This window comes from Paenibacillus typhae, assembly GCF_900099765.1.
Taxonomy (GTDB): Bacteria; Bacillota; Bacilli; order Paenibacillales; family Paenibacillaceae; genus Paenibacillus_AQ; species Paenibacillus_AQ typhae.
The window spans coordinates 130,487-152,953 of sequence record NZ_FNDX01000010.1 but is presented as its reverse complement, the minus strand read 5'-3'; the positions used below and the strand labels follow the sequence as shown (position 1 = coordinate 152,953).

Annotated in this window: 19 protein-coding genes; 4 read left to right on the top strand and 15 right to left on the bottom strand. The window is 52.0% G+C overall.

The features are described 5' to 3' along the window. Positions 1-222 precede the first annotated feature (222 nt). Positions 223-774: a polymer-forming cytoskeletal protein gene (locus BLR64_RS11595; protein ID WP_090714282.1), complete on the bottom strand. Its 552-nt coding sequence runs from the start codon at positions 772-774 to the stop codon at positions 223-225. A 265-nt stretch (positions 775-1,039) separates the two neighbouring features. Here BLR64_RS11595 and BLR64_RS11590 point away from each other — a divergent pair, with 265 nt between their 5' ends. Then, positions 1,040-1,984, top strand: a complete 945-nt coding sequence (locus tag BLR64_RS11590) for a serine hydrolase domain-containing protein (protein ID WP_090714371.1) — start codon at positions 1,040-1,042, stop codon at positions 1,982-1,984. A 709-nt stretch (positions 1,985-2,693) separates the two neighbouring features. Here the strand turns inward: BLR64_RS11590 and BLR64_RS11585 are convergent. From BLR64_RS11585 to BLR64_RS11575, 3 genes are all read right to left on the bottom strand, one after another. After that, complete coding sequence (locus tag BLR64_RS11585) at positions 2,694-3,467, bottom strand: CPBP family intramembrane glutamic endopeptidase (protein WP_090714281.1); 774 nt, start codon at positions 3,465-3,467, stop codon at positions 2,694-2,696. 102 nt (positions 3,468-3,569) lie between these two features. Further along, positions 3,570-4,121, bottom strand: a complete 552-nt coding sequence (locus BLR64_RS11580; RefSeq protein WP_090714279.1) for a hypothetical protein — start codon at positions 4,119-4,121, stop codon at positions 3,570-3,572. Positions 4,122-4,170: 49 nt separating this feature from the next. Continuing rightward, positions 4,171-5,301, bottom strand: a complete 1,131-nt coding sequence (locus tag BLR64_RS11575; RefSeq protein WP_167360653.1) for a copper amine oxidase N-terminal domain-containing protein — start codon at positions 5,299-5,301, stop codon at positions 4,171-4,173. A gap of 232 nt (positions 5,302-5,533) precedes the next feature. On the opposite strand from BLR64_RS11575, the gene BLR64_RS11570 reads away from it, so the two are divergent. Next, a complete protein-coding gene (locus BLR64_RS11570) occupies positions 5,534-5,902 on the top strand; it encodes a hypothetical protein (protein WP_244157680.1) in 369 nt (122 codons plus the stop codon). Between the two features lie 89 nt (positions 5,903-5,991). Here BLR64_RS11570 and BLR64_RS11565 read toward each other — a convergent pair whose 3' ends face one another. The 3 genes from BLR64_RS11565 to BLR64_RS11555 all read right to left on the bottom strand — a co-directional run bounded on the left by BLR64_RS11565 (position 5,992) and on the right by BLR64_RS11555 (position 8,151). After that, complete coding sequence (locus tag BLR64_RS11565; RefSeq protein ID WP_068729861.1) at positions 5,992-6,174, bottom strand: hypothetical protein; 183 nt, start codon at positions 6,172-6,174, stop codon at positions 5,992-5,994. A gap of 118 nt (positions 6,175-6,292) precedes the next feature. Then, entirely contained in the window at positions 6,293-7,168 is an 876-nt protein-coding gene (locus BLR64_RS11560) for a tetratricopeptide repeat protein (protein WP_244157679.1), read from the bottom strand. Between the two features lie 23 nt (positions 7,169-7,191). Further along, a complete protein-coding gene (locus BLR64_RS11555; protein WP_090714275.1) occupies positions 7,192-8,151 on the bottom strand; it encodes an ATP-binding protein in 960 nt (319 codons plus the stop codon). Positions 8,152-8,283: 132 nt separating this feature from the next. Between BLR64_RS11555 and BLR64_RS11550 the strand changes: the two genes are divergently transcribed. Next, positions 8,284-8,712, top strand: a complete 429-nt coding sequence (locus BLR64_RS11550; RefSeq protein WP_090714273.1) for a PH domain-containing protein — start codon at positions 8,284-8,286, stop codon at positions 8,710-8,712. Positions 8,713-8,851: 139 nt separating this feature from the next. On the opposite strand, the gene BLR64_RS11545 is transcribed toward BLR64_RS11550, so the two are convergent. The 6 genes from BLR64_RS11545 to BLR64_RS11520 form a co-directional block, all read right to left on the bottom strand. Beyond that, positions 8,852-9,664 (bottom strand): alpha/beta hydrolase, encoded by an 813-nt coding sequence (locus BLR64_RS11545; protein WP_090714271.1) that lies wholly within the window; start codon positions 9,662-9,664, stop codon positions 8,852-8,854. Beyond that, a complete protein-coding gene (locus BLR64_RS11540; RefSeq protein ID WP_090714269.1) occupies positions 9,661-10,710 on the bottom strand; it encodes an ABC transporter substrate-binding protein in 1,050 nt (349 codons plus the stop codon). Before BLR64_RS11540 ends, BLR64_RS11545 begins: the two co-directional genes overlap by 4 nt. Before the next feature lie 42 nt (positions 10,711-10,752). Beyond that, positions 10,753-11,958, bottom strand: a complete 1,206-nt coding sequence (locus BLR64_RS11535) for an ABC transporter substrate-binding protein (RefSeq protein ID WP_090714267.1) — start codon at positions 11,956-11,958, stop codon at positions 10,753-10,755. Between the two features lie 128 nt (positions 11,959-12,086). After that, the gene (locus BLR64_RS11530; protein ID WP_139171951.1) at positions 12,087-12,632 is read right to left on the bottom strand and encodes a hypothetical protein; all 546 of its coding nucleotides are present in this window, start codon (positions 12,630-12,632) and stop codon (positions 12,087-12,089) included. Continuing rightward, positions 12,622-13,473: a GNAT family N-acetyltransferase gene (locus BLR64_RS11525; RefSeq protein WP_090714264.1), complete on the bottom strand. Its 852-nt coding sequence runs from the start codon at positions 13,471-13,473 to the stop codon at positions 12,622-12,624. Before BLR64_RS11525 ends, BLR64_RS11530 begins: the two co-directional genes overlap by 11 nt. Before the next feature lie 21 nt (positions 13,474-13,494). Then, positions 13,495-14,154 carry an MBL fold metallo-hydrolase gene (locus BLR64_RS11520; protein WP_090714263.1) on the bottom strand — a complete coding sequence of 220 codons (660 nt, stop codon included), beginning with the start codon at positions 14,152-14,154 and terminating at the stop codon, positions 13,495-13,497. Positions 14,155-14,303: 149 nt separating this feature from the next. On the opposite strand from BLR64_RS11520, the gene BLR64_RS11515 reads away from it, so the two are divergent. Beyond that, entirely contained in the window at positions 14,304-15,341 is a 1,038-nt protein-coding gene (locus BLR64_RS11515; RefSeq protein WP_090714261.1) for an asparaginase, read from the top strand. A 134-nt stretch (positions 15,342-15,475) separates the two neighbouring features. Here the strand turns inward: BLR64_RS11515 and BLR64_RS11510 are convergent, their stop codons facing one another. Together BLR64_RS11510 and BLR64_RS11505 are read right to left on the bottom strand one after the other, a co-directional pair. Then, entirely contained in the window at positions 15,476-16,912 is a 1,437-nt protein-coding gene (locus tag BLR64_RS11510) for an amino acid permease (RefSeq protein WP_090714259.1), read from the bottom strand. A gap of 115 nt (positions 16,913-17,027) precedes the next feature. Further along, positions 17,028-22,457, bottom strand: a complete 5,430-nt coding sequence (locus BLR64_RS11505) for a diguanylate cyclase (protein WP_090714257.1) — start codon at positions 22,455-22,457, stop codon at positions 17,028-17,030. Positions 22,458-22,467: the final 10 nt, after the last annotated feature.

The window sequence follows — 22,467 nt, the reverse complement described above, 5'->3', positions numbered from 1 at the left end:
GGATACTGGACACCTCACTAGCTTTAAGATTGCTGCAGCCCAGGGATTATTAAAAATAATGAACAAATGAGCAGCGGCACCCATCGTCCCAGCATAACAATTCCCCCTTCACAGACTCATTCCCACATATTTCTATATAAACAGAAAAAAGCCTGCAAACCAACCCTTTTTCCGGGTTAGCCTACAGACCTCATTTATTGTATCATCCGCAGTGCAAATTTATTATTTAACTTCAGTGGTTCCAGTCACTTTGCCTTCCATCACTGCAGTGGCTTGTACATCAGCACTTGCAAAGTACAGGTTACCGTCGATGGTAGCATCTTTATAAAGGTTGAAGCCGTTAGCTTCTACATATACGTCACCTTTAATTGTACCGCCTTGCACTCTGAAGTTCTCGCTTTGTACAGTCACCTTTGGTGCAGTCAGCGTATAAGTAGCAGTTACATTATGATCAGCATCCTGTGCGTACAGGGCGAGCTTACGGTAGATTGCATTTTCGGCAGCGCCTTTATCATGGAATTCTCCGGCTACAACAACATCCTGATCTACAGTCAGATCATTCAGGATCGCAACGATCCAGTTACCTTCTGCACTAACTGCTTTCAGGAACGGATCCTGTTCTTTCACGATGGAAGCAGTCGATACCGCATCGGTCTGGGCAGCTGCAGTTGCAGTGGCAGCAGCTTCATTACCCGCATTATCACTATTCGAACCGCAACCTGTCAATAACGCAGCGGCAACCCCGGCAACCAATAAGCTTTTTACAAATTTCATCTCAATTCCCCCAATTAATTTTATTAAATTTCTTTTTGATAACCATATTATATATTAAAATTTGATAATTATTACGTGAACTTTTTCACAAATTTGTGTCTATTAACTATTTATTTTTCGTGAAAATAGACCCCTTGTGTTAATAGCCCCCAACCATTCTCCTCTCATTTCGTTTTTTGCAATAAGGCTGGTACACTGTTAACAGCAATGTACAAATATAATAATGGATTACGCCATCCGGCAGCATAAGAAAGGAACTTATGAAATGGATACATCCAAACTTTCCGCAGCGCTCGCACCCTACCAGTTGCGCAGCTGTCTAATTAGCTCCGAAGCCCGTCTTGTCTTTGAACATTATAGAGAAACCGGCACAGCCGGTGAACTCGCCAAAATCAACTCCTGTACCAAAAGTATCCTGTCTGCTCTCGTCTGCATCGCAATGCAAAAAGGACTGCTGCCGCAGCCGGAAACACTCCTGGCGGAATTTTATCCCCGGCTCCGGCAGGACCGGGACCCGCGCAAAGCTGCAATAACACTGGAGCATCTGCTAACCATGTCAGCGGGCTTTAACTGGACGGAGTTTGGCGGCCGGAATTCCTTTCCCCGCATGACGCGCTCAGAGAACTGGATAGATTTTGTGCTGGAGCAGCCGCTGTCCCACAATCCCGGTGAGCATATGGAGTACAATTCCGGTGTTTCCCAGCTCCTGGCGGCTTTGCTGGCAGAAGGCACAGGGTTGCCGGTTGCCCGGTTTGCGGAGTCAGAACTGTTTGGACCGCTGGGCTTTGAACAGTATGAGTGGGAGCAGGACCCGCAGGGTATTCATACCGGCGGCTTCGGGCTGCGTCTGCGCCCGGTTCATCTGCTGAGGTTCGGCCAGCTCTATCTGCAGCGCGGTCAATGGGAGAGCCGGCAGCTGATTGCTCCAGAGCTGGTTGACCGTTCCACACAAACCGCTATCCTGGCCGAAGCTCCCCGCCGCGGCGGGTACGCCTGGCATTGGTGGACGGACAGCTATACTCACTCCGGAGATGCTGCTGCGAAAACAGAACTTCAATATTATTACGCCCGGGGATACGGCGGGCAGTTTATTTATGTTCTGCCGAAGCAGGAAACCGTCGTTGTCCTGACCCAGGATCATCGCGGCAAGCAGAAACGCGCTGCAGATGTATTCCGTGAATCGGTCTTACCTATATTAACTGCAACCTGACAGCTTTTATTAGCATACACGCATAAATCCCCGACTACCTTATCAACCTAGGTAACGGGGATTTATGTGTTCAATCCATTATTCAATTCGATCATTTCCTCCAGCCACAATCCATATCCCTGACATGGTTATTGTTCATTCAATTTCGGTATTTCCCGTTCGCTCCTGATAAGGAGTATTGCCCCATGTCCTGCATATGGGATGAGTTCCCCACGTACACGATTACACGAAAAACGTTTTCACGGACGTTTTCCCTACTGTGTCAACCGTAATTGTACGCTTCGCTAACCTGCTTCAACGGAATCACGCTCCTTCGACTGCAAGATGAGTCTTGCCTGAATAGCTTGTCCCTGGTTCATGGTTTCTTTGGGAATCTCTCCTTCCTTCAGTACTCACCATAAGTAAGCTTAGGCGATAGCTGCTTAGCAGTTATCTGTGCAGTTACTTGTTGGTGATGTCACTATAGTAGCGCATATCTGCTAAATTTTAAACTTCCAAAATTTTTCGTATTTTGTCGTATTCCCCGGAAATTACTAGTCCCAGATATTGGCCCCCCCGAGCCTGACAATTGCTGCTTATTTTGCGGTTTTACGTGGAATTTACACATTTACAATTGTAAAATCACTGTAATCTCGGGGCAGGTCCTAGTAGATCAGCCGGATGGAACAATCCTGTAAAAGATTAATGGTTCAGGACACCTGTGTCAAAATTAAGCACTAAACCGGTTTCCGGATGCAGTCCCCAGTTTTTTGCGTCGGCGCAATTTGTAGACAAGGTAAATACCGTACAGCAAATACAAAACATTCAGGACAATAACCACTGTCAGCTCTTTATCGGGATTCTCAATGGTCATGAAGGCAAGAGCATCGTATACAAAATGAAACAGAATCAGCGGGATAATATTCCCTGTAGTCTCTATTTGCAGAGCAAGGATTAACCCGATCAGAAAGGCATTCACAACCTGCAGCACAATATGTATGGGATCAGTTCCGTTTAGCGCATTAGATATGTGCAGAAGGCCAAAGAATACCGAAGAAAAAACAATATAAAATACAGGCCCCTTATCCTTCAGCTTATCTCTTATGATACCTCTGAAAATTGTCTCCTCAGTAAAACCGACAATCAGGGTGAACACCAGGAACAGCAGGACTTCAGCTGACGTAAGCTGAACATTAAGCCCGCCCATCACCGGTTGAACCAGAGCAATGATCACCAGCGGTATGTAATACAGCGAGTCCCGCAGTTCTGCTGCACGAAAAGGTCTGAATCCAAATTGCCTCCACCTGCGGCCTCCCCTCGTCATATAACCGGCAACAATAACTGCCATTACCAGAAAAGCTGCTCCCTGGGCCGCTATTACCCCGTTGTCTTTTAATTCCATAATGGTTGCGGCGGCGGCGGCGGCTGAAATCAGTAAAATCAGCAGAATGCCAAGCAGGAGCGAAAATAGAATCGGGTGAGCCTTTTTTGAAGTCCTTGTCATCGTATGTCTCCTTTAATCCATGTAATAGGTGCCCAAAACGGGCAACTTAATGAATTGTACTACATCTCCGTTACAATTACACATATTTACATTACATCCTGATTAGTTATCGATTCCCTCTAACAGGGATTTCAAAGGCCCATCGTCCCACACCTGCACCTCAATATACCGCTCCGGACCGCCGGTGCCGTCTTTATTCCAAATCTGCGGCAATCCGTACTTTTCAATTAGCTGCAATATTTCATAATATGTATACACTTGACCCCGATATTCCCGTCCGTCCTGCACCCTGGAACTAAAGGTAGGAAATAAATCACCGTATGAGAATGACAACGTACCGGTGTCAAAGCATGCAAGCGGTATCTTAACCGATTCTCCCTCAGCGTACCATGATTTCAGCCAGTCACATTCGCCGACAACCATATAATGCGGGGCAGTCCGGACCGGCTTCCCGCCTTTCGCGGTAAACATATCCCTGGCAAGCTGCTCCAGCTCTCTTCTTCGCTCCAGGTAACCTTCAGGTCTGCGTGAAGCCATGACTTCTTTTTCCCGCCGGATCGCTCCCAGCACTTCTTCCGCCTCGGCAGCCGGTAAATCCGAGAGATTCCGGAAGGGCCCCAGCGCTTTTTCGTAATAATGGTACAGCATCTCCATATCCGCTCTATCACCTCCCTGCAACATGGTTTAATATCAAAAACTCAGCCTAAGGCCGAGTCTTTGACAGATCATATTCGTAAACCCGGCCGTCCAGAACCGCCTGATTCTTGAACTGCAGCAGATTGCCGGTGCGCCGGACAAATTCCAGCTGATCCCCGTGAAACGGAACGTCGTTGGTTTCTGCATACAACTGCTGGTCAGCGTCGAGCAGTTCCTTGTAGAGCAGCGTATTGCTCCCGGTTTTACGGTCAATCAGCATAAGAAGCCCTTTCTGGTTGGGACGGATCAGCAGAAAGTCGTCATCCATGGCCTCGACCAGGTACTTATCATTAATCCCGCCAAGCTTGACGAGATCCAGCGTCTCTTTTACCTTTCCGGTCCCGTCTTCAATCACCCTCAGCAGCTTGCCGTCCGTCAAAATAAGGTTGTCCCCGTACATTTTCACATTATCCCCGTACCGTTGCCAATACCCCACACTGGCCTGCCGAATCACCATACCCTCCTTCAGGATCAGGGTATACCATTTGTTATTGATGTGCGGTTCCCCGTAAACATCGGTGATTGTCAGGTAAAGTAATCCTCCGTCCGTCTTACGGAAATTAAAATCGACCATGTCATACAGCTCGGAACCCAGATTGGCAATCAGCTTCGGCTGTCCCGCCGGAGCTTGGGCATACAGTTTTCCCGTCTGCTTATCCACAGTGTAGGTGACTCCTCCGTAAACGGCACTGGCACTTGAAAAGAACTGGAGATTTTTGGCGGTGTATACCCTGCTTTTAGCGTTCCAGCTTACCGTCTCTCCGTCCAATGCCTGTACTACGAACCGGGCCGGAAGATACAGCTCGTCCTTATAGACAAAAGGCCGGCCCCCAAGGCTGACAGTCTGACCATCCAGCTTTCCCTTTGTACTTGCTGTGGTAACAGTCACCGTCTTCTTCCATCCGCTATACGTGTATACTGTCCCGCTGCGCGTGCTGCTCCGGGAAGCCTGCAGACCAGCCGACTCCAGGAAGCTGGCACGGGTATAAACAGTCCCTTCTTTCAGCAGTGCCGGGCTTGTCGACTGGCCTCCGTTTTCCCAGGTTACTGTGAAATAAGCGATTGAAGCAGCAGAGGTTACCGAAGGAAAAACTAATAAAAACACTAGAACAGGAAAAAACAGCCAGCTCTTTTTCATAAATATCAATCCTTTCTTCATGTTCTGATTCCGACATCTATTCTTTGGACTCCAGAAACAGGAAAAAGTTGCAGACAAAGTCTGCTTATTTCCAGGTTCTTTAGACATAGTTCAATTGAACCACTTACCATAACTTCCAGTGGGAAAAGCTTGCACTGCATGATATAATCGCTAATGGTTTTGCCGCGAAATGAATCCCGTTTTGGTGTAGGGTGCAGGAGGAATTGTTACCATGAACAGTCATATTAAAATTGTGAAAGTTTCGGCAGCAATCGAAAGGGATGAATTTGCCGTTAAGGTAAGTCATTGGAAACTTCTGCTGGAGACAAGCCGTTATTATGAGATTAGAGGGGAAGAGGGTCCGGTAAAGCGGATTTACAAAGAAAAGCTTAACACCGTTGTCGATGAAACAAAGTCTTACAGCGCCGGGCAATTGTCCTGCTCAGCCTTTTGCGCGGAGGAGCGGATTAACGAGATGCAGATCGAAATGCTCCGCAAGCTGCAGCTCAAAATTAACCAATACATGAATGAGCTTCATCTGAATATGAAGGCGATCCAGCGGCAGAGCATTTGCCCTGAGGATTTCAATCAACCGGAGTAGCCACAACGTGAATTGAAGCACAAAGAGCCGCTGATTACAGACTATAATAATAGTTCTGCAGTCCCGGCTCTTTGTGCTTGATATGTTCTTTACAGCAGTTCTGCGTTCTTCACAGCATGCTCCCAGCTTGGAAAATAGTACAGGGCACTGCGCATTAATTCCGGGTCATGCTGCTTAACCTGCTTCTTGTTGATGCTTCCTCCGCCCGACTGGAGCTGCTTAATCCGGCTGATGACCTCATCTGATCCCATTGTAATATCCAGCTTTGCCACTCCCTTCCTTATGATTACCCCCTATTATCACCAAATGTGCCACACTTAAACCTGTACGAATAAAAAAAGAGTGCCCTAAGCCTTAACGGCTGCCGGGGCACTCGCATAAATGAATCTCTTACCTTCGTCTTCTCTGCCAGCCGTAAACCTGCACATGAACGACCGCTTTGGTCACCACATTGGCCATGATATACAGCAGAAGCAGCAACAGCACCAGCGGCCTGAACACCACCCAGGCCACAATCCAGACCGTGAGAAGCTGCCAGCGCTTCAGCCTGCGGATATACTTGGTCGGCCACAGGAAGAGGCCCAGCAGCTTATTGGTCTGCTGCAGCGACTCCAGAAACTCATCCCGCAGCTGCTTGTCATCCGGATCCAGCCGGACGGCATTTCTCATATAGGTTTCTTTGAGCTTGTAGTCCCCGCGGTGTCCCGCAGCCCAGCCCAGATACAGCAGCACATATTCATTCTCTACCCCTGTCTGGACCGCCTGCCTGTCAAGACTGACCGATTCAGCCAGGTTGCCAAGGAGGGCTTCAGTATAGCTCAATGTAGCCAGATAGACTGCATTCTCGGGGCTCAGCTCCAGCGCCTGCAGCAGCTCTTCCTTCGCTTCCTTGTATTTCGCCCGCTTGTTCAGCACATTAGCCTTGAGAAAGTAATAATGCGGCTCATAGGGGTCAATCCGCATCGCTTCGGCTACTGCCTCTATCAGCGCTTTATAGTCCTGTGTATCATAGTAGACATTAACTCTTACGAACCAGGCCAGCTGCTGCTCGGGATCCCGCTGCAGCGCTTCTCCCGCCCAGTGCATCGCCTTGTTGTAGTCTCCCAGATACAGCTGAATCTGTGCGATAATTGCAAAAATATCCGGATCCTCCGGGTCCTCGCGCAGTACCTGCTCCGCTTCAGCCAGCGCCTCCTTGTACCGTTTCATTCCCATAAGCTCATGCACCGCAGCCAAACCGTAGCCGCTGGATTCATACTCCATCATCAGGACCTCCTGCCTCGCCTGTACTATTTGATGCCATGCTTCTTGGCATAGTCGAGAACAACCTGATAATCCCGGTTCACGTCGCTGAACGTGGCATAATTCTTTGCTGTGGCGAACCACTCCAGCGTTGTCGCCTTGCGGGATTTGGCCGCCTGCCGCAGATCACCCGCCGTAATCGGCTGAATCTCCCCGGTTTCAAAGGTGCGCTCCATCGCCATCTCAACGGCATCGCTTACTACCTGCTCCAGATCAGCGCCTGAGAAAAACTTGGTCTCTCCCGCAAGCCTGGACAGATTGAGCGGTTCAACCGGCTTGCCGGCAAGCTTCAGGCCGAGAATGGTTTCACGCTCCGCTTCCGCCGGCGGCGGAACAAATACGAGATGGTTGAACCGCCCCGGGCGGCGCAGCGCCGAATCCAGATACCACGGTGTATTGGTCGCGCCGATCACAAAAACCTGATCATTCTCTGCCTGCAGCCCGTCCAGCTCCAGCAGCAGCTGGTTCACCAGCATCCGGTCATGGTGCTGGCGCATCTGATGACGGCTGCCGCCCATGGCATCCAGCTCGTCAATGAAGATGACGCAGGGCTTGTTTTCCCGTGCCTTTGCAAAAATGTTGTGCAGATTGTTTTCACTCTGTCCCACGTACATAGCAAGGATCGCCTGCAGCTCGATATGCATGAAATTGGCTTCGATCTCTCCGGCCACAGCCCGGGCCAAAAAGGTCTTCCCGCAGCCCGGAGGACCGTAGAGCAGCAGGCTGCCGCCCGCCTCTTTGCCATAAGCGGCAAACAGCTCCGGCTGCTGCAGCGGCAGGATGAAATTCATCCGGATCTTCTTCTTCACATCCTCCAGCCCGCCAACATCGGCAAAGGTCTCTTTAGGTTTATCCGATTCGATCAGCGCATCGTCCTCTTTACTGAACTGTATGAGCTTCAGATTTTTGCGTCTTTTCTCCGCCAGCTCATCATGTTCGTCCGCCATATGCCTCTCACCCCTATCATTATTGAAATAAGTTTACCATATTTCGAGGCAGGATTAGTCACGAGTTTGGAGAATATTAACAGGGAACATAGCAACAGCATCTCCACCCCGGTGGACTCAGGAGGGAATATAATGGCTAACTTGTTTGGCGGTTTAATGGGGAATTATTCAGAGGTGACGATTCCGGAGCTCATGAACCAGTACGGGGCTTATCTGATGCCCCAGGAACAGATCCGCACAGGCTTCAAGCTGGTCCGCGATGCGTTCATCATTACAGATGAGCGGCTGATTCTGATTGATCATCAGGGGGTTACCGGCAAGAAAACGCGGGTTGCTTCCATTCACCTCAGCTCTATTTATGAAGTAACCATGGAGACCGGCGGCACAGGCTTTGATGATTGTGAAATTAACCTGCACTATATTACCTCTCCCTATCATAAATCCAACAATCTGCAGACTGCAGCCTATAAATTTGAATTCGCCAAAAAGTTCAACGTTCAGCCGCTCTATACTGCCCTTATCAGCATCGCCCATGAGAATCATAAACGGTTGAATGGTTAATTAAGGGATTAAGAGGAATAAAGAAAACCTCTCATTTATACAAATGGCAGTAATACCATTGCCATTTGATAAAGAGAGGTTTTTTGATGTTTTCCTTTGAGGTTAGGTTCCCGACCTGATCTGCCGGCTGGAGCCAGCCCTACTGCTTCTCCAACGCAAACTTCAGCAGCCGGCTGAGTGCTGCAGGCAGGACGCTGACATGATTCTCCCCGGAGAATTCGGCCAGACTGACCTCGAGTCCCTGCCCGGCGAGCGGCCCCAGCAGCATGGGAAGCTTCCCGGCATCCTTGACCATATGGTCAAGCTCGTCGGTTCCGATTGTAATCAGCAGCTTCCGCTGCAGGTCAAGCAGAGGATACTCAGCCGTAAAGGCCTCTAGCTCACGCCAGACTTCATAATCCCCCCACCAGGCGGATGGACTGCCGGCCGCATAATGGGTGAACAATTCCGGCCTGGTGAACAGGGCATGCAGGACGAACAAGCCGCCGAAGGAATGGCCAAATATAGCCTGCCGCTGCCGGTCTACCGGAAACAGGCCGGCAATCATCGGCATGATTTCCTTCTGCAGGATATCCAGGAAGCTGCCCGCACCGCCGTACTCCGGCCAGGCGCTGCCATCCGGCCGCTTGAGCAATGTCTCTTCCTCTACAGGCATCGTGAAATCGTAACAGCGGCGGATCATATCAAACGGCTCGCCTGACGGATAGCCGATGGCGACGATCAGCACCGGGTCGAAGCCGTGCGGCTTACGGGTCTGCAGCCGCGCGGCTTCGGCCAGAGTGTGAAATACAGCATGCCCGTCCAGCGCGTAAATCACCGGGTAACCGTCCGGCGGAGCTTCACCGGACGGATGTGAGAGCAGCAGCCGGTACTCTGCCTTACGGGGACCGGCGGTAATGACAATTTCCTCACAGCCCTGGTGCGGATAGGTTAGTTCCCTGATGCTGCTCATGGCGCGATAATCTCCAGTACATCATCTATAACATTGTTGTAAGCGACAATGCCCCCGCCCAGCCAATACCGGTCATCGACATTGTATACATGCCCGGCCTGAACGGCCGGGATGCTTTTCCAGAGGGCACTTTCCGTCAGCTCCTTGTAGAAGGTCTCCCCGCTGTTAGCAGTGTCATTGGCCAGGAAGATGTAGTCGGCATCAATCTCCGGCAGCAGCTCCAGCGACAGCTCCAGGCTGTTCTCGGCTGCAACCAGATCACTTTTGGCAATGCCCAGCTGATCCGCCAGCACGAAGCCGCCGTATACGCCGCCCATCAGGAACATTCCACGCGAATTGAAACGGATGATCAGTGCTTTCTTTCCGTCCATATGCGGAGCAAGTGCTGCTTGGGCCTCTTCAACCTTCCGGTGATAGGCGGCCAGTCCTTCAGCTGCGGCCTCCTGCTTCCCGATGAGTTCACCAAGCATCGTTACAGAGCTGTCCAGATCACCTGCAGCCTGTTTGAATACATAGGTCGGGGCGATCTTGGAGTATTGCTCGTATACCCCGTTCTCGGCGTAATTGGCGTTGTGCAGCACAATCAGATCCGGCTGCAGATCCATAACGACCTCCGGTGAAGGCAGCCCGCTGTTGAAATCAAGCAGCGGCACACCTGCCAGCTTGTCCTGCAGATAGGCCTGCCCCTGTCCGTTGTTCGCCCACTGGGCCACAGGCTTGACACCCAGCACAACCAGCGAATCTTCCAGATACGGGGCAAAAATGCGCTGCGGCACCGCTTCCAGCGTCAGCTCATGGCCCAGCTCATCTGTAACAGTAAGCGGATAGGCCGTTTCAGCTGTCTGAGCTGCTGCAGACGGCTCAGCGGACGGCTCAGCAGAAGGCTGTGCGTTTGCTGCAGCGGCTGCCGGGGCTGCACTGTCTGCCCCGTAATTTGCTGTATCTGAACTGCAGCCGCTCAGCAGCGCAGCTGCCAGCAGCAGGCCGAGTGAAGCGGGCAGCAATCCCTTCCTAATTTTACCTGCCGATACGGTTATGTCTTGCATGTCCGATCTCCCCCTAATGATAATCGTTCTCATTAATGGAGATTATAAAGGATAGGCCTTCGGGTAACCATGGACTCTGTCCTCCTGCGGATTTGGACTATTTCCGGTAAACATCAGCTGTGTTTCCTCCAGCATCCGGTCGATTGCCACCGCTGAGTATTCAAACCAGGGGTCAGAAGGCAGGAGATACACCTGCCTGTTGCGTACTGCCTGAAGACTGCACCAGCGCTCATTGTGCTGAAGCGACAGCCAGCTCATCCTTGTCCGGGAATCCGGGCAGATCAGCAGCAGCAGCCGCTGCGGGTTCAGGGCCTGGAGTTCATCAATAGCGACAGGTTCATTATAAAGCTCGCTTGAGTGGCTATAAGCCGGGCAGAATCCAAGCTGCTCATACAGCACGTCCCTTATCCCCCGGTTACAGTAGGCATACAGCTGGTCGCCGCTTAGCCGCAGAACAATCACTTTGTCCCGGCCTACCGCTTTTGAGACCTGCTGTGTAATCTGCTCTGCCTTCTGCTCATACAGCTCAATCCACTGCCTGTACTGCTGCTCCCTGTCCAGAAAAACCGCCAGCTCCAGCAGCTGTTCATCCCAGCGGCCCTGCTCTCCGGGAATGAACAGGGTCTGGGCATTACGGAACAGTGAATCCCGCCAGTCCTCAGCCATCCCGGCATGTCCGATGATAACATCAGGCCTCGACCGGATCAGCTTGTCAACCTCCATCTCCCGGTCAAGAAGATCAACCCTCAGATGGGTCTCAATTAGAGAATAGTATTTGTTGTAATAATAATGGGTCCATTTCGCATCGAGCGGTGCAGCGGCCGGGATGATATCCAGCGCCAGCAGCTGTCCGGTGGCTGCAGCAGAGCAGGCGGCAATCCGCCGCTTCTGCCGGCGGACGAAGGCGGACGGCGGTACCCCGATCTCTTTTTTAAACTTGCGGCTGAAATAGAACTCATCACTGTACCCGACCTTATGGGCAATTTCCCGCAGCAGATAGCCGGACTCCTGCAAATATTGCTTTGCCCTGCTGATCCTCAGATCGGTCAGATAGTCCATCGCACTATGCCCGTACGTTTTTTTGAACAGCTCACTGAAATATTTCGGTCTGAGGCCGGCCATGCCGGCCAGCTGATCAATGGACAACGGCTCATGAAAGTGACTCGCCATAAAAGCCCGGATACCGGCCATGCCGGTCCGTTCACCAGTATCTGTATCGCTTATATCCAGCGGTTGCACCCGCTCCATTGGTATCCCTCCATTCAAAATACAGCTTCACGTTAATGATAATGATAATCATTATCTTGGTATTTATCAATAAAAAAGAGCGCTCCAAGGCGCCCTTCTCCTATCAAAATATGAACAGCCGCTGTTTATTACAGGCTCGGTCCGACACTTCCGGCATCTGTGCGGAGCACAAAATAAATGTCCTGCAGCTCTCCCCCGCTCATCCCGCTCAGGCGGAAGCCGCGGAGAGTGGCACCCGGCTCATAATCCGATGTACTTGAGCTTAAAAAGGCAGCCGGATGGATACCAAGCTCAAAAGACCCCGCCCCTCCCCTAATCACAACCGTCTGAGGCCCGTTATCGGGCATTGAGTATTTGTAGCTGCCGTCCGTCAGCAGAATTACATCCGTCAGCTCATAATCAGCATCCTCTTGCTCCGCCAGATGGACCTCGATCAACTCTCCAAGCCGAATATATGGGATATCCCCCGGTTCTATCTGCTCAACAAGGGCCTGGTATTGCTCCTCACGGTGTTCCCGGTCTGTCTGCCCGTCACCGGCCGCCCGGACCGCCAGCGGAATTGCAGTGCCGTCCGCCAATACGGTAACCGCCTTTCCCGTCGAATCTTCCTCCTGATCCCAAGCACTGCAGGCAGTCAGGAGATACAGCACCAATACACATAAGCTACGCTTCATAAGCCAAACCGAAATAAGGAAGGGTCAGCACCGGGCGGAAGCCCAGCTTTTGCGCAAGACGGTATGATCCGGTATTCTCCTGCCGGCAGGCCCAGACCGGCTCCAGACCATGCTCCAGACAATATTCAATCAGCGCCAGGCTGACCGCAAAAGCGTATCCTTTTCCCCTGTGGGCCTGCAGCGTCTCAATTCCAATCTCCAGCTGGCCCAAGGCACGGCAGGAGGAGAATGCAGCAGCAGCTACATCTCCCTCCGCTGTCAGCAGTACAAAGCCTGCCCCTTCCGCTGTAAAATGTGCAGCATCCCGCCAAAAAAAGCGGGGAACCACTCCCTGCTCCAGCATCGTAAAATGCTCTCCATTTAGACGTGCGATGTGAGCTGGCTGGCTGCCGGCAGCTTTTTTGGCAGCTGCAAATGCGGTACGGTCCAGGATAAAATTGACCCTGGTATTGCACTGAATGGCTCTGGAGCTAGCCTCTGCACGGAAGCCGCCGTCCAATCCAATTGGACTATTATGTAAGGCAGCTGCGGCTTCGATAATTCCTGTCCACTCTCCCGCCGGATCTGCCTGCAGCCATTCTGCCGTACGCCTGCCGCCTTTGTTGTTCGTTATGTATTCACAGACCGCGTCAACAAAAGCAGTATTACCGGTATCCCCAAGCACAAGCGACATCCCGTAGGGATGAGCTATATAATAAGCGCGGGGATCGTCCGGGTTGTCCGTATAGACTTTGCCTGTGACCGTGCGCTCCAGAACGACTCTTGCGAACAAGCTGTTAATCTCAACTAAATCCAGCATCGGGAGAACCTGTGCATACTTGCCGGCTTCCAGTTCAATCATTACCTCACCCCTTCTCCTTGTTTATACTGCTGGTACAGCCATAGCCGGATGAGTCCGGCTAAGTACAAGACCACCGGCAATGAATACACCTGCATCCTCTACGTACACCATCGCATCACTTTCTGTATGCCCGCCGCCAAAGGTTAGCACGGTAGCGGTGCGCGCACTGCCATGTATCTCCATTTTATCGGAAAAGGTTACGGATGCCGTCACTCTGCTGATATCCGGAACAGCTGCCAGCAAAGCCTTTTTATCCGCGATCTCATTGGCAAAGGCCGTTTGAAGCCTGTAGTCCGGTGCAGCCTTTCTGCCTTTTTCCAAGGTATTAATTACCTGCTGTAATCCATCTTGCCAAGCTTCTAGAGGCGGCGTCCCCTCCCTGATTAAAAACTCCCGGGTTATAGCTGTAGTTATAATTTGACTGTCCGTAAAAGCCTGATTACCGTAATGATGATCTCCGTGATAGTGGGTATTCACCACGTACTGCACCGGTTTTCCGGTCAGCTTCTCGGCCGTTTCCTTCAAAAGCTCCGCCGCCTGCGGAAGACCGAAAGTATCCACAACCACCACACTATCTCCCAAGTCAATGATCGCCGCATTTCCCAATGCTCCGCTGCCCGGAACCACAATTGCCGCCCAGACTCCGTCTGCCACTGTATGTAAATGGAAAAATGGATTCATGCCCAGCCCCCTTAGCCTAACTCATGGATTATACCTTTCTATATATTCGGCTGTAAGGCAAAATTTTCCTTTAACAAAAATCAGTTGACTTCTTTCTTATTATACGTTAGCTTTCTCACATAATAGTTTAGACTGAAAGGAACGTACTCATGATCATTCCAACGCCGGAAGTCAATTTTACAGCCTCCCCCTTCTATAATCCCAATCTGAAAAATGTCGTTATTCTCGCCACCGGAGGGACGATTGCCGGAAGCGGCGAAGCGCATAAAACCTTAAATTACGAGCCCGGTGCCCTTCCCATCCAGGATCTGCTGGACAGCGTGCCCCACCTGGAGCGTGTAGCCAACTGTGTCGGTATTCAGGTAAGCAACCTGGGCAGCGCCGATATTACCAGCCAGCACTGGCTGACTCTTGCCTCCATTATTAACACGTTAGCGCAGCGGGAGGATATTCACGGCTTCGTCATCACCCATGGAACGGATACGCTCGATGAAACCTCTTACTTTCTGAATCTCGTCATCAAAACTGATAAGCCGGTCATTATCACCGGTTCCATGCGTCCTGCAACGGCTATTAGTCCGGATGGTCCGCTGAATCTGTTCCAGTCGGTTGCTCTCGCTGCCAATCCGGAGGCGACCGGTCAGGGTGTCATGGTCGTGTTCGCAGAAGGCATCTATAGCGGCAGAGATGTGCAGAAGGTCAATACATTTAAGGCCAACGCTTTTGATGAACGGGACTTCGGCTGTCTGGGCTATATGCGTGACAGTGAAGCTTTTTTCTATACCCGTTCTCTGAAAAAGCATACGACCGCCGCCCAGTTCGATGTCGCCTCGCTCAGCGGCCTGCCTGAGGTGTCCGTCGCCTATTTCCATGTCGATGCCGATCCCGGCATACTTGACTATCTGTCCACAATCTCCAAAGGAATCGTCATCGCCGGAGCAGGCGGCGGCATCTACAGCAAGCCGTGGATCGATAAGGTCGGTGAGCTGAAGGATAACAATATTCCCGTTGTCCGTTGCTCACGGATTTCAAGCGGCATCACCCTAAAAGATACCTATATCGATTTATCTGCCAACTCGATTCCCTGCAACAGCCTGGTCCCGCAAAAAGCACGCATCCTGCTCTCGCTGGCCCTGACCCAGACAACGCAATATGATGAAATCGCCGCAATGTTTAATGTGTATTAAAAACAAAGCCGCCCGTGGAATTGAACGGGCGGCTTTGTTTTTTGTGTGCTCGCTGCGCTAAACGCTGGGCTGAATCCAGGGCATGATTGCCCTTCATCTTGCCCGTTGGGCCGTCTGGGTCCCACGTTCCTCACTCACCTGTGCTCCCCGCTGCTCGTCCCGGGCTCCTCCCCGGCCTCCATCTGCGCCCGGGCAGCGGGCACAAGCAGCTGCGGCTTTGGTACCCTGCGTTGCCCGCCGGCCCTGCGGCGCAGCCTGCCTGCCGCATAAACCGCAGCGAAGAACACGACCAGCGTGATCCCGGCTGCCAGACCGCCGCCTTGACCGGGGATCAGAGGCATGCTTGCCAGGATGACTAGCAGACCTGCGATCGCAAGCCATGACGTGTACGGATAACCGCGCAAGCCGTGCCGCGCGGTAAGCGGACTGCCATGGCGCTTGCGCAGCCGGTAATGGCTGGCCATAATGATCAGATAAGAGAACAGCAGAGAAAAACCCTCGGAGCTGACCAGAAACAGGTAGACACCCTGCGGGAGCAGCATCCCCAGGCCAAGACCGGCGAGCATCGCGCCGCCGGAGATCAGAATACCGCGGTAAGGGATATCCGTCCGGTCACGCATCCAGGCTGGAGTGTGTCCCTCCTCTGCCAGTGACCGCAGCATCCGGCCCAGGCCGAAGACTGACGCAAGCATGGTAGACAGGATAGCGGATACCAGGACAACATTCATTACATTGCCTGCCCAGCCAAGACCGAAGCGGCTCAGCGCTGTCACGAACGGACTGACCTGCTCGGACACAGCGGCTGCAGGCAGCAGCAGAAACAAGGCTACTATGGCTGAGATGTACAAGCCGACCAGCAGCACAAGGGTATAACGGATCGCCTTGGGAATCGTCACGCCCGGATTGCCTGCCTCCGAAGCTGCGAGCCCGAGCACTTCAAATCCGGCATAGGTAAACATAACCATCAGCATGCTCCCGGCGATCCCGGCAATGCCTCCCGGCATCCAGGTCTGGCCTTGCAGAACCTGCACACCTGCGTTCTGCTGGCCCCCTGACCATAACCCTGCTGCAATGCTGACAGCAATCAGGATAAAGCCGGCAATGGCCAGCAGCTTAAAGGCTGCAAGTCCGCTCTCCAGCCTGCTTAGACGAGCTGCCCCCAGCAGATTCAACAGAGTAACAGCAATAATAATTGCAGCACCGAGCAGTCCCAAAGGTAGACGCGGGAACCAGCCGCGAAGCAGTATGGATGCTGCTGTTGCTTCACTGGACATCGCCAGGACGAGTCCCGTCCAATATACCCAGCCTACGGTAAATCCTGCCCCCTTGCCAAAGGCCTGTTCAGTGTAGGTACGGAACGAGCCGGCTGCTGGACTCGCTACCGTCATTTCCGACAAGGCCGAAAGAATGAAGTAAACCAGAATCCCTCCAATGACATAGGCCAGTATGACAGACGGCCCTGCTGCACGAATGGCCACCGATGTGCCGAGGAAAAAGGAACCCCCGACCACCGTCCCGAGTGCAAGCATCGTCAGATGCCATACCGATAAACCCTTTTCCCCTTGTTTCATAATATAAGCCTCCCGGTCTTTTAGGGAAAGTATTTGCTAAGACCGGGAATTTTACACACAGGGCTGTCTGCACAGCAAACCATCCGGCATAAAAGCACCGGAGGGTTCAGGTATATTACTGGAACAGCGTAACGCGGTTTCGGCCTTCGGCCTTGGACTGGTACAGGGCATCGTCAGCCAGCTTGTAGACATCCTCTTCCCCGGCATCGCCTACCTGCACACACGCGATACCGATCGAAACGGTCACAATGCCGAACTGCGGGCTCAGGGCGTGCGGTATCTTTAAATCGGTGATGCTGCGGCGGATAGTTTCTGCATATTCCCGGGACTGCACAGGAGTGAAGCCGGTGAGTATAATCCCGAACTCTTCCCCCCCAAGCCGGATGGCAAAGCCGTCAGCCCGCTGCGCAAGCTGCAGGAGCAAACTGCCCACTCTGCGCAGCACCTTATCGCCTTCATAATGGCCGTAGGTATCGTTATATTTTTTGAAATAATCGATGTCGAGCATCAGGTAGGTCAGATATTTTTGCGTAACCGTTGCCTTTTCAACTTCCTCTGCAAAAACCTTGTTGAAATATCTGCGGTTATACAAGCCGGTCAGCTCGTCCGTATTGGATATTTGCTCGATCATCCCGATATACCGGTTAAGCTCCTCGTTGTTCAGCTCCAGCTCTTTTGTCCGTTCGGCAACCAGCTCCTCCAGATGCTCCTTGTGCCGCAGCAGCTCTTCCTCCGCCTGTTTGCGCTGGGTGATATCTTTTACCGTTCCCTGAATCGCCATGTTGTTCATATAATTAATCAGCGTAACCTTGTGAATGACGATAACTTCACGAACCTGGTCTTTATGCAGCAGCCGGGTCTCATACTCGAAGGGCGCAGGTTTGCCCTCCACCCTCCGGTTATAATAATGCATAACCTTGTCCCGCTCCGACGGACTGAGAAAGCTCTCAAACGGCTGCTCCAGCATCTCTTCCACCTCATATCCGAGCATCCCGGCCAGCGCATCATTGACATATTTACATATAAAGTTCTGTGTAATGAAAATTCCGTCCTGCAGATTGTTAACCAGCTCGCGGTATTTTTCCTCTGAACGCTCGAGCTCTGAGTACAGGCTGGCATTTTCCAGAGAGAACACCATTTCCCGGGACAGCAGGTTGATGATCTTCATCCGTTCCTTGGTGAATGCGCCTGTAAGCAGATTATTCTCCAGGTAGATGACGGCAACCGTCTTGTTCTGGTTGATCAGCGGCATACAGACCATAGATTTGGGGCGGTGCCTCACGATATACGGATCATTAACAAACTGCGTTTCTGAAAAAGCGTCATTGTAAATCAGCGTCTCGCCGCTCTCCTCAACCTGGCGCAGAATGGAATCGGGCAGATTGTTAAAGCTTTTCCGGCTTTGGATTCCAACAGAAATTCTATCCTCATCCGCCAGATATTCACCCTCTACCAGCAGACCCGTGCCGCCGGTCATTCGAATGCAGCCGCGTTGTGCTCCGGCATTCTTGATAACAATCTGCATTAGTGCCTCCAGCAGGTTATCCAGCTCAATTTCCTTTGAAATCGCCTGGGAAGCCATGATCATAGAATCAAGATCAATGCTTTCGGTATAATCCGACAACGTCCGTCCATGCAGAAATTCCTTGGTGTTAATTTTGCGGATGATATCGGGATACCGTTCCTTGAGGAACTGGATTTTGGCCTTGGCACCCCACACTGAATAATAATAAACGGATTGTCTGAGCAGATAAGCGGCAAACTCGTTAAATTGCTTAGTGTAATAAAATTTAGCTGCAAGCTCATAGGCAAGCGCCTTATACCTGACGAAAGTCCCTTGCTCACTGGCCTCAATCGCCAGATCGTAATACTTCCCTGCTTCATCATCCCGGCCCGAGATCCGGGCCCATTCCGCCTTCATCAGCATTTCATGCTGCCTGAAGGTGCCCGGCGCATGCCCGGCCCATTTACGGACTCTGCCCAGCTCCTTCTTCATTCTTCTTCTTGCTTTACTCCGATCCCCTCCGCGCAGGTTAGGATAGCTGTAAGACAGATTCAAAAAGGTATAGAGGGAGAATTCCTCCATAAAAGCAGAGCCGGAAAGCGCCCCGATAATATCGTAGGCTTTGTCGATGTATACTAAAGCTTCCTGATAGTTTTCATAGGTGAACAAAAGCTTCATTTTGTAGATATAATAAATTGCAATGCCGGAATTGTATTTAGCCTGTTCCAGATCCCGCAGCATGCTCTCTTCATCAAAAGACGCGTCGCTTAACGAGCGGTTATCGCCCATTTCCCCAAGCAGATTGCGGTAATACTGCCGGACCAGCAGTGCGGTCGCCAGAGACTCCTTATATTTGGTGCTCTCAATCATGGCAATCATCCGGCTGCTTTCCTGCAGGTTCGTAAGCAGATCCATCTCCGGATTCCACAGATTGACATAGAAGCAGGAATGGGCCAGATAGAGCAGATCTCCAGTCCGCAGACTGGCTTCAATCGAGGTGGTGAACCAGTCCTGCAGCGTGTCCCAAGGCTCTGTCCAGGCGTGGCTGAACAGGGTGTACAGGACATGCGCCGCGCCGCGCCACTGCAGGTCATTGAACTTGTCATTGATTCTGATGCCAAGCCGGCCGAATTCGAATGCCCCCTTCACATCACCGAAACCGGACAGCAGCATGGAATAACCTATAAAGGCTAATGCCGATTCAGGGGAATTGCCGTATTTCAGTGTCAAGCCGACCTTCTTGAGTACAGCCAGGCCAAATAGCGAAGTCTCGCCGGAGATGAAGGCCGGCGGGATGAAATTAATCAGCAGTCTCATGACCAGCAGCATTTCCGGGTCCTTCATTTCACCGGAGGCAAAGATATCATCGGCTGTTCTCCCCCGCAGTGCGGCCTTAACCTTTACCAGCTCTTTGAGCACGGAAGCTATCCCCACACGCTGAGGGATCCGGATCCCCATCTCCTGCAGGCCCTGTCTCCCGGCAGCGATCGCTTCCTTCATCATCCCGAGATACATATAATGGTCAGCCTGCAGCTCGTAAATCCCGGCGCGGTCTATTTTACCGGCTGTATACTTCAACAGTACCGCGCATGCAGCATCCGCTTCATTAATATGATGAGTAAGATATCCGCACTGGGCCAGCAGCCGGTAAATCTCCGCTGCCGGAAGCTCCGCATCCTCCCAGGCGTTGTCCGGCAGCTGCGGCAAAGCCGCTTCCAGCAGCGCATATGCGGAGTCATAACCGAAGGCTGCCTTTGCCTTGCGGGCAGCCCGTAGATTAAGCCGGATCACCTCGTTCATTTCGGCCCGGCTGCGGATGAACTCCATCCCTTTGTTCATATGGGCGGCAATATCGACGATCAGCTCCTCCGCTTCCTCCGGAGGCAGATTCGCAAGCAGCACCCGCCCGATTCTTAGGTGAAGCTCCTTACTCTCCCGCTCATCAATCATCTGGTAAAAGGCCTGCTGAATCCGGTCATGGGCAAAACGGAATGAAATTTTGATTTCCTGCAGCGGTTCCGTATCGGTTTCGGTCTCGTCCAGATAACCGGAAAACATGGCATAACCGGCATCGGACGGAACTATCAGTTCATCGTCAACGGCTGCGGCAATTGCTCTGACAATCCTGCTCCGCGGCTCCCCGCTGATCAGCTTCAGCACGCTAAGGTCAAATCTGCTGCCTGCTGCCGCGCACAGCATCAGCGTTGTGCGGATCTCCTCCGGCAGGTTGTTCAGCTTGATCATCAGGAACTCAACAATATTCTCATTCACCGGAAGACTCAGGATCTGCTCCAGCCTCCAGCTCCAGCTTCCCTGCAGCTCATCGAAATATAAATAACCGCTGCGGTACAAATCCTTGAGCAGCTCGCTGATAAAAAATGAATTGCCCTTGGTCCGTTTAAAAATCACTTCCGACAGCATGTCCACACGCTCGCGGGGGCTGTACAGGGTATCCGAAATAAGCTGATTCACATCCAGGACAGTCAACGGCTCGAGCCTGATGATGCCGACTTCCCGGCTTTTTTCAATCTTGGCAAGAGAAGCAAACAGGGGGTGACCCTCATGAATCTCATTGGACCGGTAGGAGCAGACAATGAACAGTCTGCGCAGCTGATGATCCAGCAGCAGCCGCTCGACAAGCTGCAGGCTGGAGAAATCCGCCCATTGCAGATCATCCAGGAACAGCACCAGCGGCTGTTCATTGAAAGTAATGCCTTCTATAAACTTGGCAAAGGTTAAAAAGAACCTGTTCGTCTCCTCAGCGGGATTTAGCGGCTCCACTTCAGTCTGTATCCCGATCCAGTCGCCAAGCTCCGGAATCAGTCCGGCGATCAGGCTGCCGTTACCGGCAAGCTCATCGCTCAGAGACTGGGCCAACCGGCGCTTGTATTCCCCGTCAGGAGTATCCAGCAACTGGCTGATCAGCCGGCGGAAAGCCTGGATAATCGCGCTGTACGGGATATTCCGGTTGTACTGGTCAAACTTCCCCTCGGCGAACAGCCCTTTTTCCTGACTGATCGGCTGGTGCAGCTCATGTACCAGCACCGTCTTCCCCACACCGGCTTCTCCGGTGACCAGCATCAGCTGCGGCTGCCCGCTGACGCTCTGGCGGAAGGCCGCTGTCAACCGGGCCAGCTCTGCATCGCGGCCGTATATTTTTTGCGGAATCCGGAACACGTTATGCCGATCTTCCGCTCCAATGGTAAAGCCGGTCTCGCCCGCCAGCACTTTTTTCAAATCGGATTTTATCCCGTAAGCACTCCGGTATCTTTGCTCAGAAGACTTCTCCATCAGCTTCATAATAATATCCGACAGCTCGGAAGGTACCCTGCCTCCGGTCAGCTGGCGGGGCGGTACGGCTTCCTTGGCGATAATAGAGTAAATCTGCTCGAGCATTTCCTGTGCAGCATAGGGTCTGCTTCCGGTTATAAGCTCATACAGCACAACACCCAGTGAGTAAAAATCGCTCCGGTAATCGATATTGCGGTTCATCCGTCCAGTCTGTTCGGGCGAAATATACTGGATGCTGCCTTCAAGCACCCCGCTGTTCTGGAACTCCTGCTTCTCCTTCGGCAGCTTGACGGCAAGATCGAAGTCGATCAGCTGCACCTCGTCCTGCTCCCTGTTCCAAATTATATTGGAGGGCTTGATGTCCTTGTGAATAACATTATGCTCATGCACCGCACCGAGAATATCCACAATCTTGATAGCCAGCCGTAAAATCGTTGCCGTGTCCAGAGGATCGGACTCTATGATCTCTTTCAGGGAGCGCCCGCGGATATCCTCGAGTACCATTGTATAATAGCCGTTCTTCTCTTCAAGCTTATGGGGCTTTATTACCCCTTGAATCTGCGCGCTGAGCTCCTTGAGCAGCCTGTACTCCTGTTTAAAGCGCATTACAGCCTCGTGGCCGGTAAATTCAGCTTTTAATACTTTTAAAATGACTGTATTTCCGGTAAAAGCATCCTTGCATCTGTACACCGCTTTCGCATACTGATCCGAAATGGTTTCCAGAACCTGATAGTTGTCCAACGCAATCATGCCCACTCCA

Bases quoted from the DNA above. Each gene is read 5' to 3' on its own strand.
- BLR64_RS11590 (WP_090714371.1), top strand. From the start codon at position 1,040: ATGGATACATCCAAACTTTCCGCAGCGCTCGCACCCTACCAGTTGCGC.
- BLR64_RS11540 (WP_090714269.1), bottom strand. From the start codon at position 10,710: ATGCAAGACATAACCGTATCGGCAGGTAAAATTAGGAAGGGATTGCTG.
- BLR64_RS11595 (WP_090714282.1), bottom strand. From the start codon at position 774: ATGAAATTTGTAAAAAGCTTATTGGTTGCCGGGGTTGCCGCTGCGTTA.
- BLR64_RS11515 (WP_090714261.1), top strand. From the start codon at position 14,304: ATGATCATTCCAACGCCGGAAGTCAATTTTACAGCCTCCCCCTTCTAT.
- BLR64_RS11525 (WP_090714264.1), bottom strand. From the start codon at position 13,473: ATGATTGAACTGGAAGCCGGCAAGTATGCACAGGTTCTCCCGATGCTG.
- BLR64_RS11560 (WP_244157679.1), bottom strand. From the start codon at position 7,168: ATGATGGAGTATGAATCCAGCGGCTACGGTTTGGCTGCGGTGCATGAG.
- BLR64_RS11510 (WP_090714259.1), bottom strand. From the start codon at position 16,912: ATGAAACAAGGGGAAAAGGGTTTATCGGTATGGCATCTGACGATGCTT.
- BLR64_RS11555 (WP_090714275.1), bottom strand. From the start codon at position 8,151: ATGGCGGACGAACATGATGAGCTGGCGGAGAAAAGACGCAAAAATCTG.
- BLR64_RS11580 (WP_090714279.1), bottom strand. From the start codon at position 4,121: ATGGAGATGCTGTACCATTATTACGAAAAAGCGCTGGGGCCCTTCCGG.
- BLR64_RS11575 (WP_167360653.1), bottom strand. From the start codon at position 5,301: ATGAAAAAGAGCTGGCTGTTTTTTCCTGTTCTAGTGTTTTTATTAGTT.
- BLR64_RS11550 (WP_090714273.1), top strand. From the start codon at position 8,284: ATGGCTAACTTGTTTGGCGGTTTAATGGGGAATTATTCAGAGGTGACG.
- BLR64_RS11535 (WP_090714267.1), bottom strand. From the start codon at position 11,958: ATGGAGCGGGTGCAACCGCTGGATATAAGCGATACAGATACTGGTGAA.
- BLR64_RS11530 (WP_139171951.1), bottom strand. From the start codon at position 12,632: ATGAAGCGTAGCTTATGTGTATTGGTGCTGTATCTCCTGACTGCCTGC.
- BLR64_RS11545 (WP_090714271.1), bottom strand. From the start codon at position 9,664: ATGAGCAGCATCAGGGAACTAACCTATCCGCACCAGGGCTGTGAGGAA.
- BLR64_RS11520 (WP_090714263.1), bottom strand. From the start codon at position 14,154: ATGAATCCATTTTTCCATTTACATACAGTGGCAGACGGAGTCTGGGCG.
- BLR64_RS11570 (WP_244157680.1), top strand. From the start codon at position 5,534: ATGAACAGTCATATTAAAATTGTGAAAGTTTCGGCAGCAATCGAAAGG.
- BLR64_RS11505 (WP_090714257.1), bottom strand. From the start codon at position 22,457: ATGATTGCGTTGGACAACTATCAGGTTCTGGAAACCATTTCGGATCAG.
- BLR64_RS11585 (WP_090714281.1), bottom strand. From the start codon at position 3,467: ATGACAAGGACTTCAAAAAAGGCTCACCCGATTCTATTTTCGCTCCTG.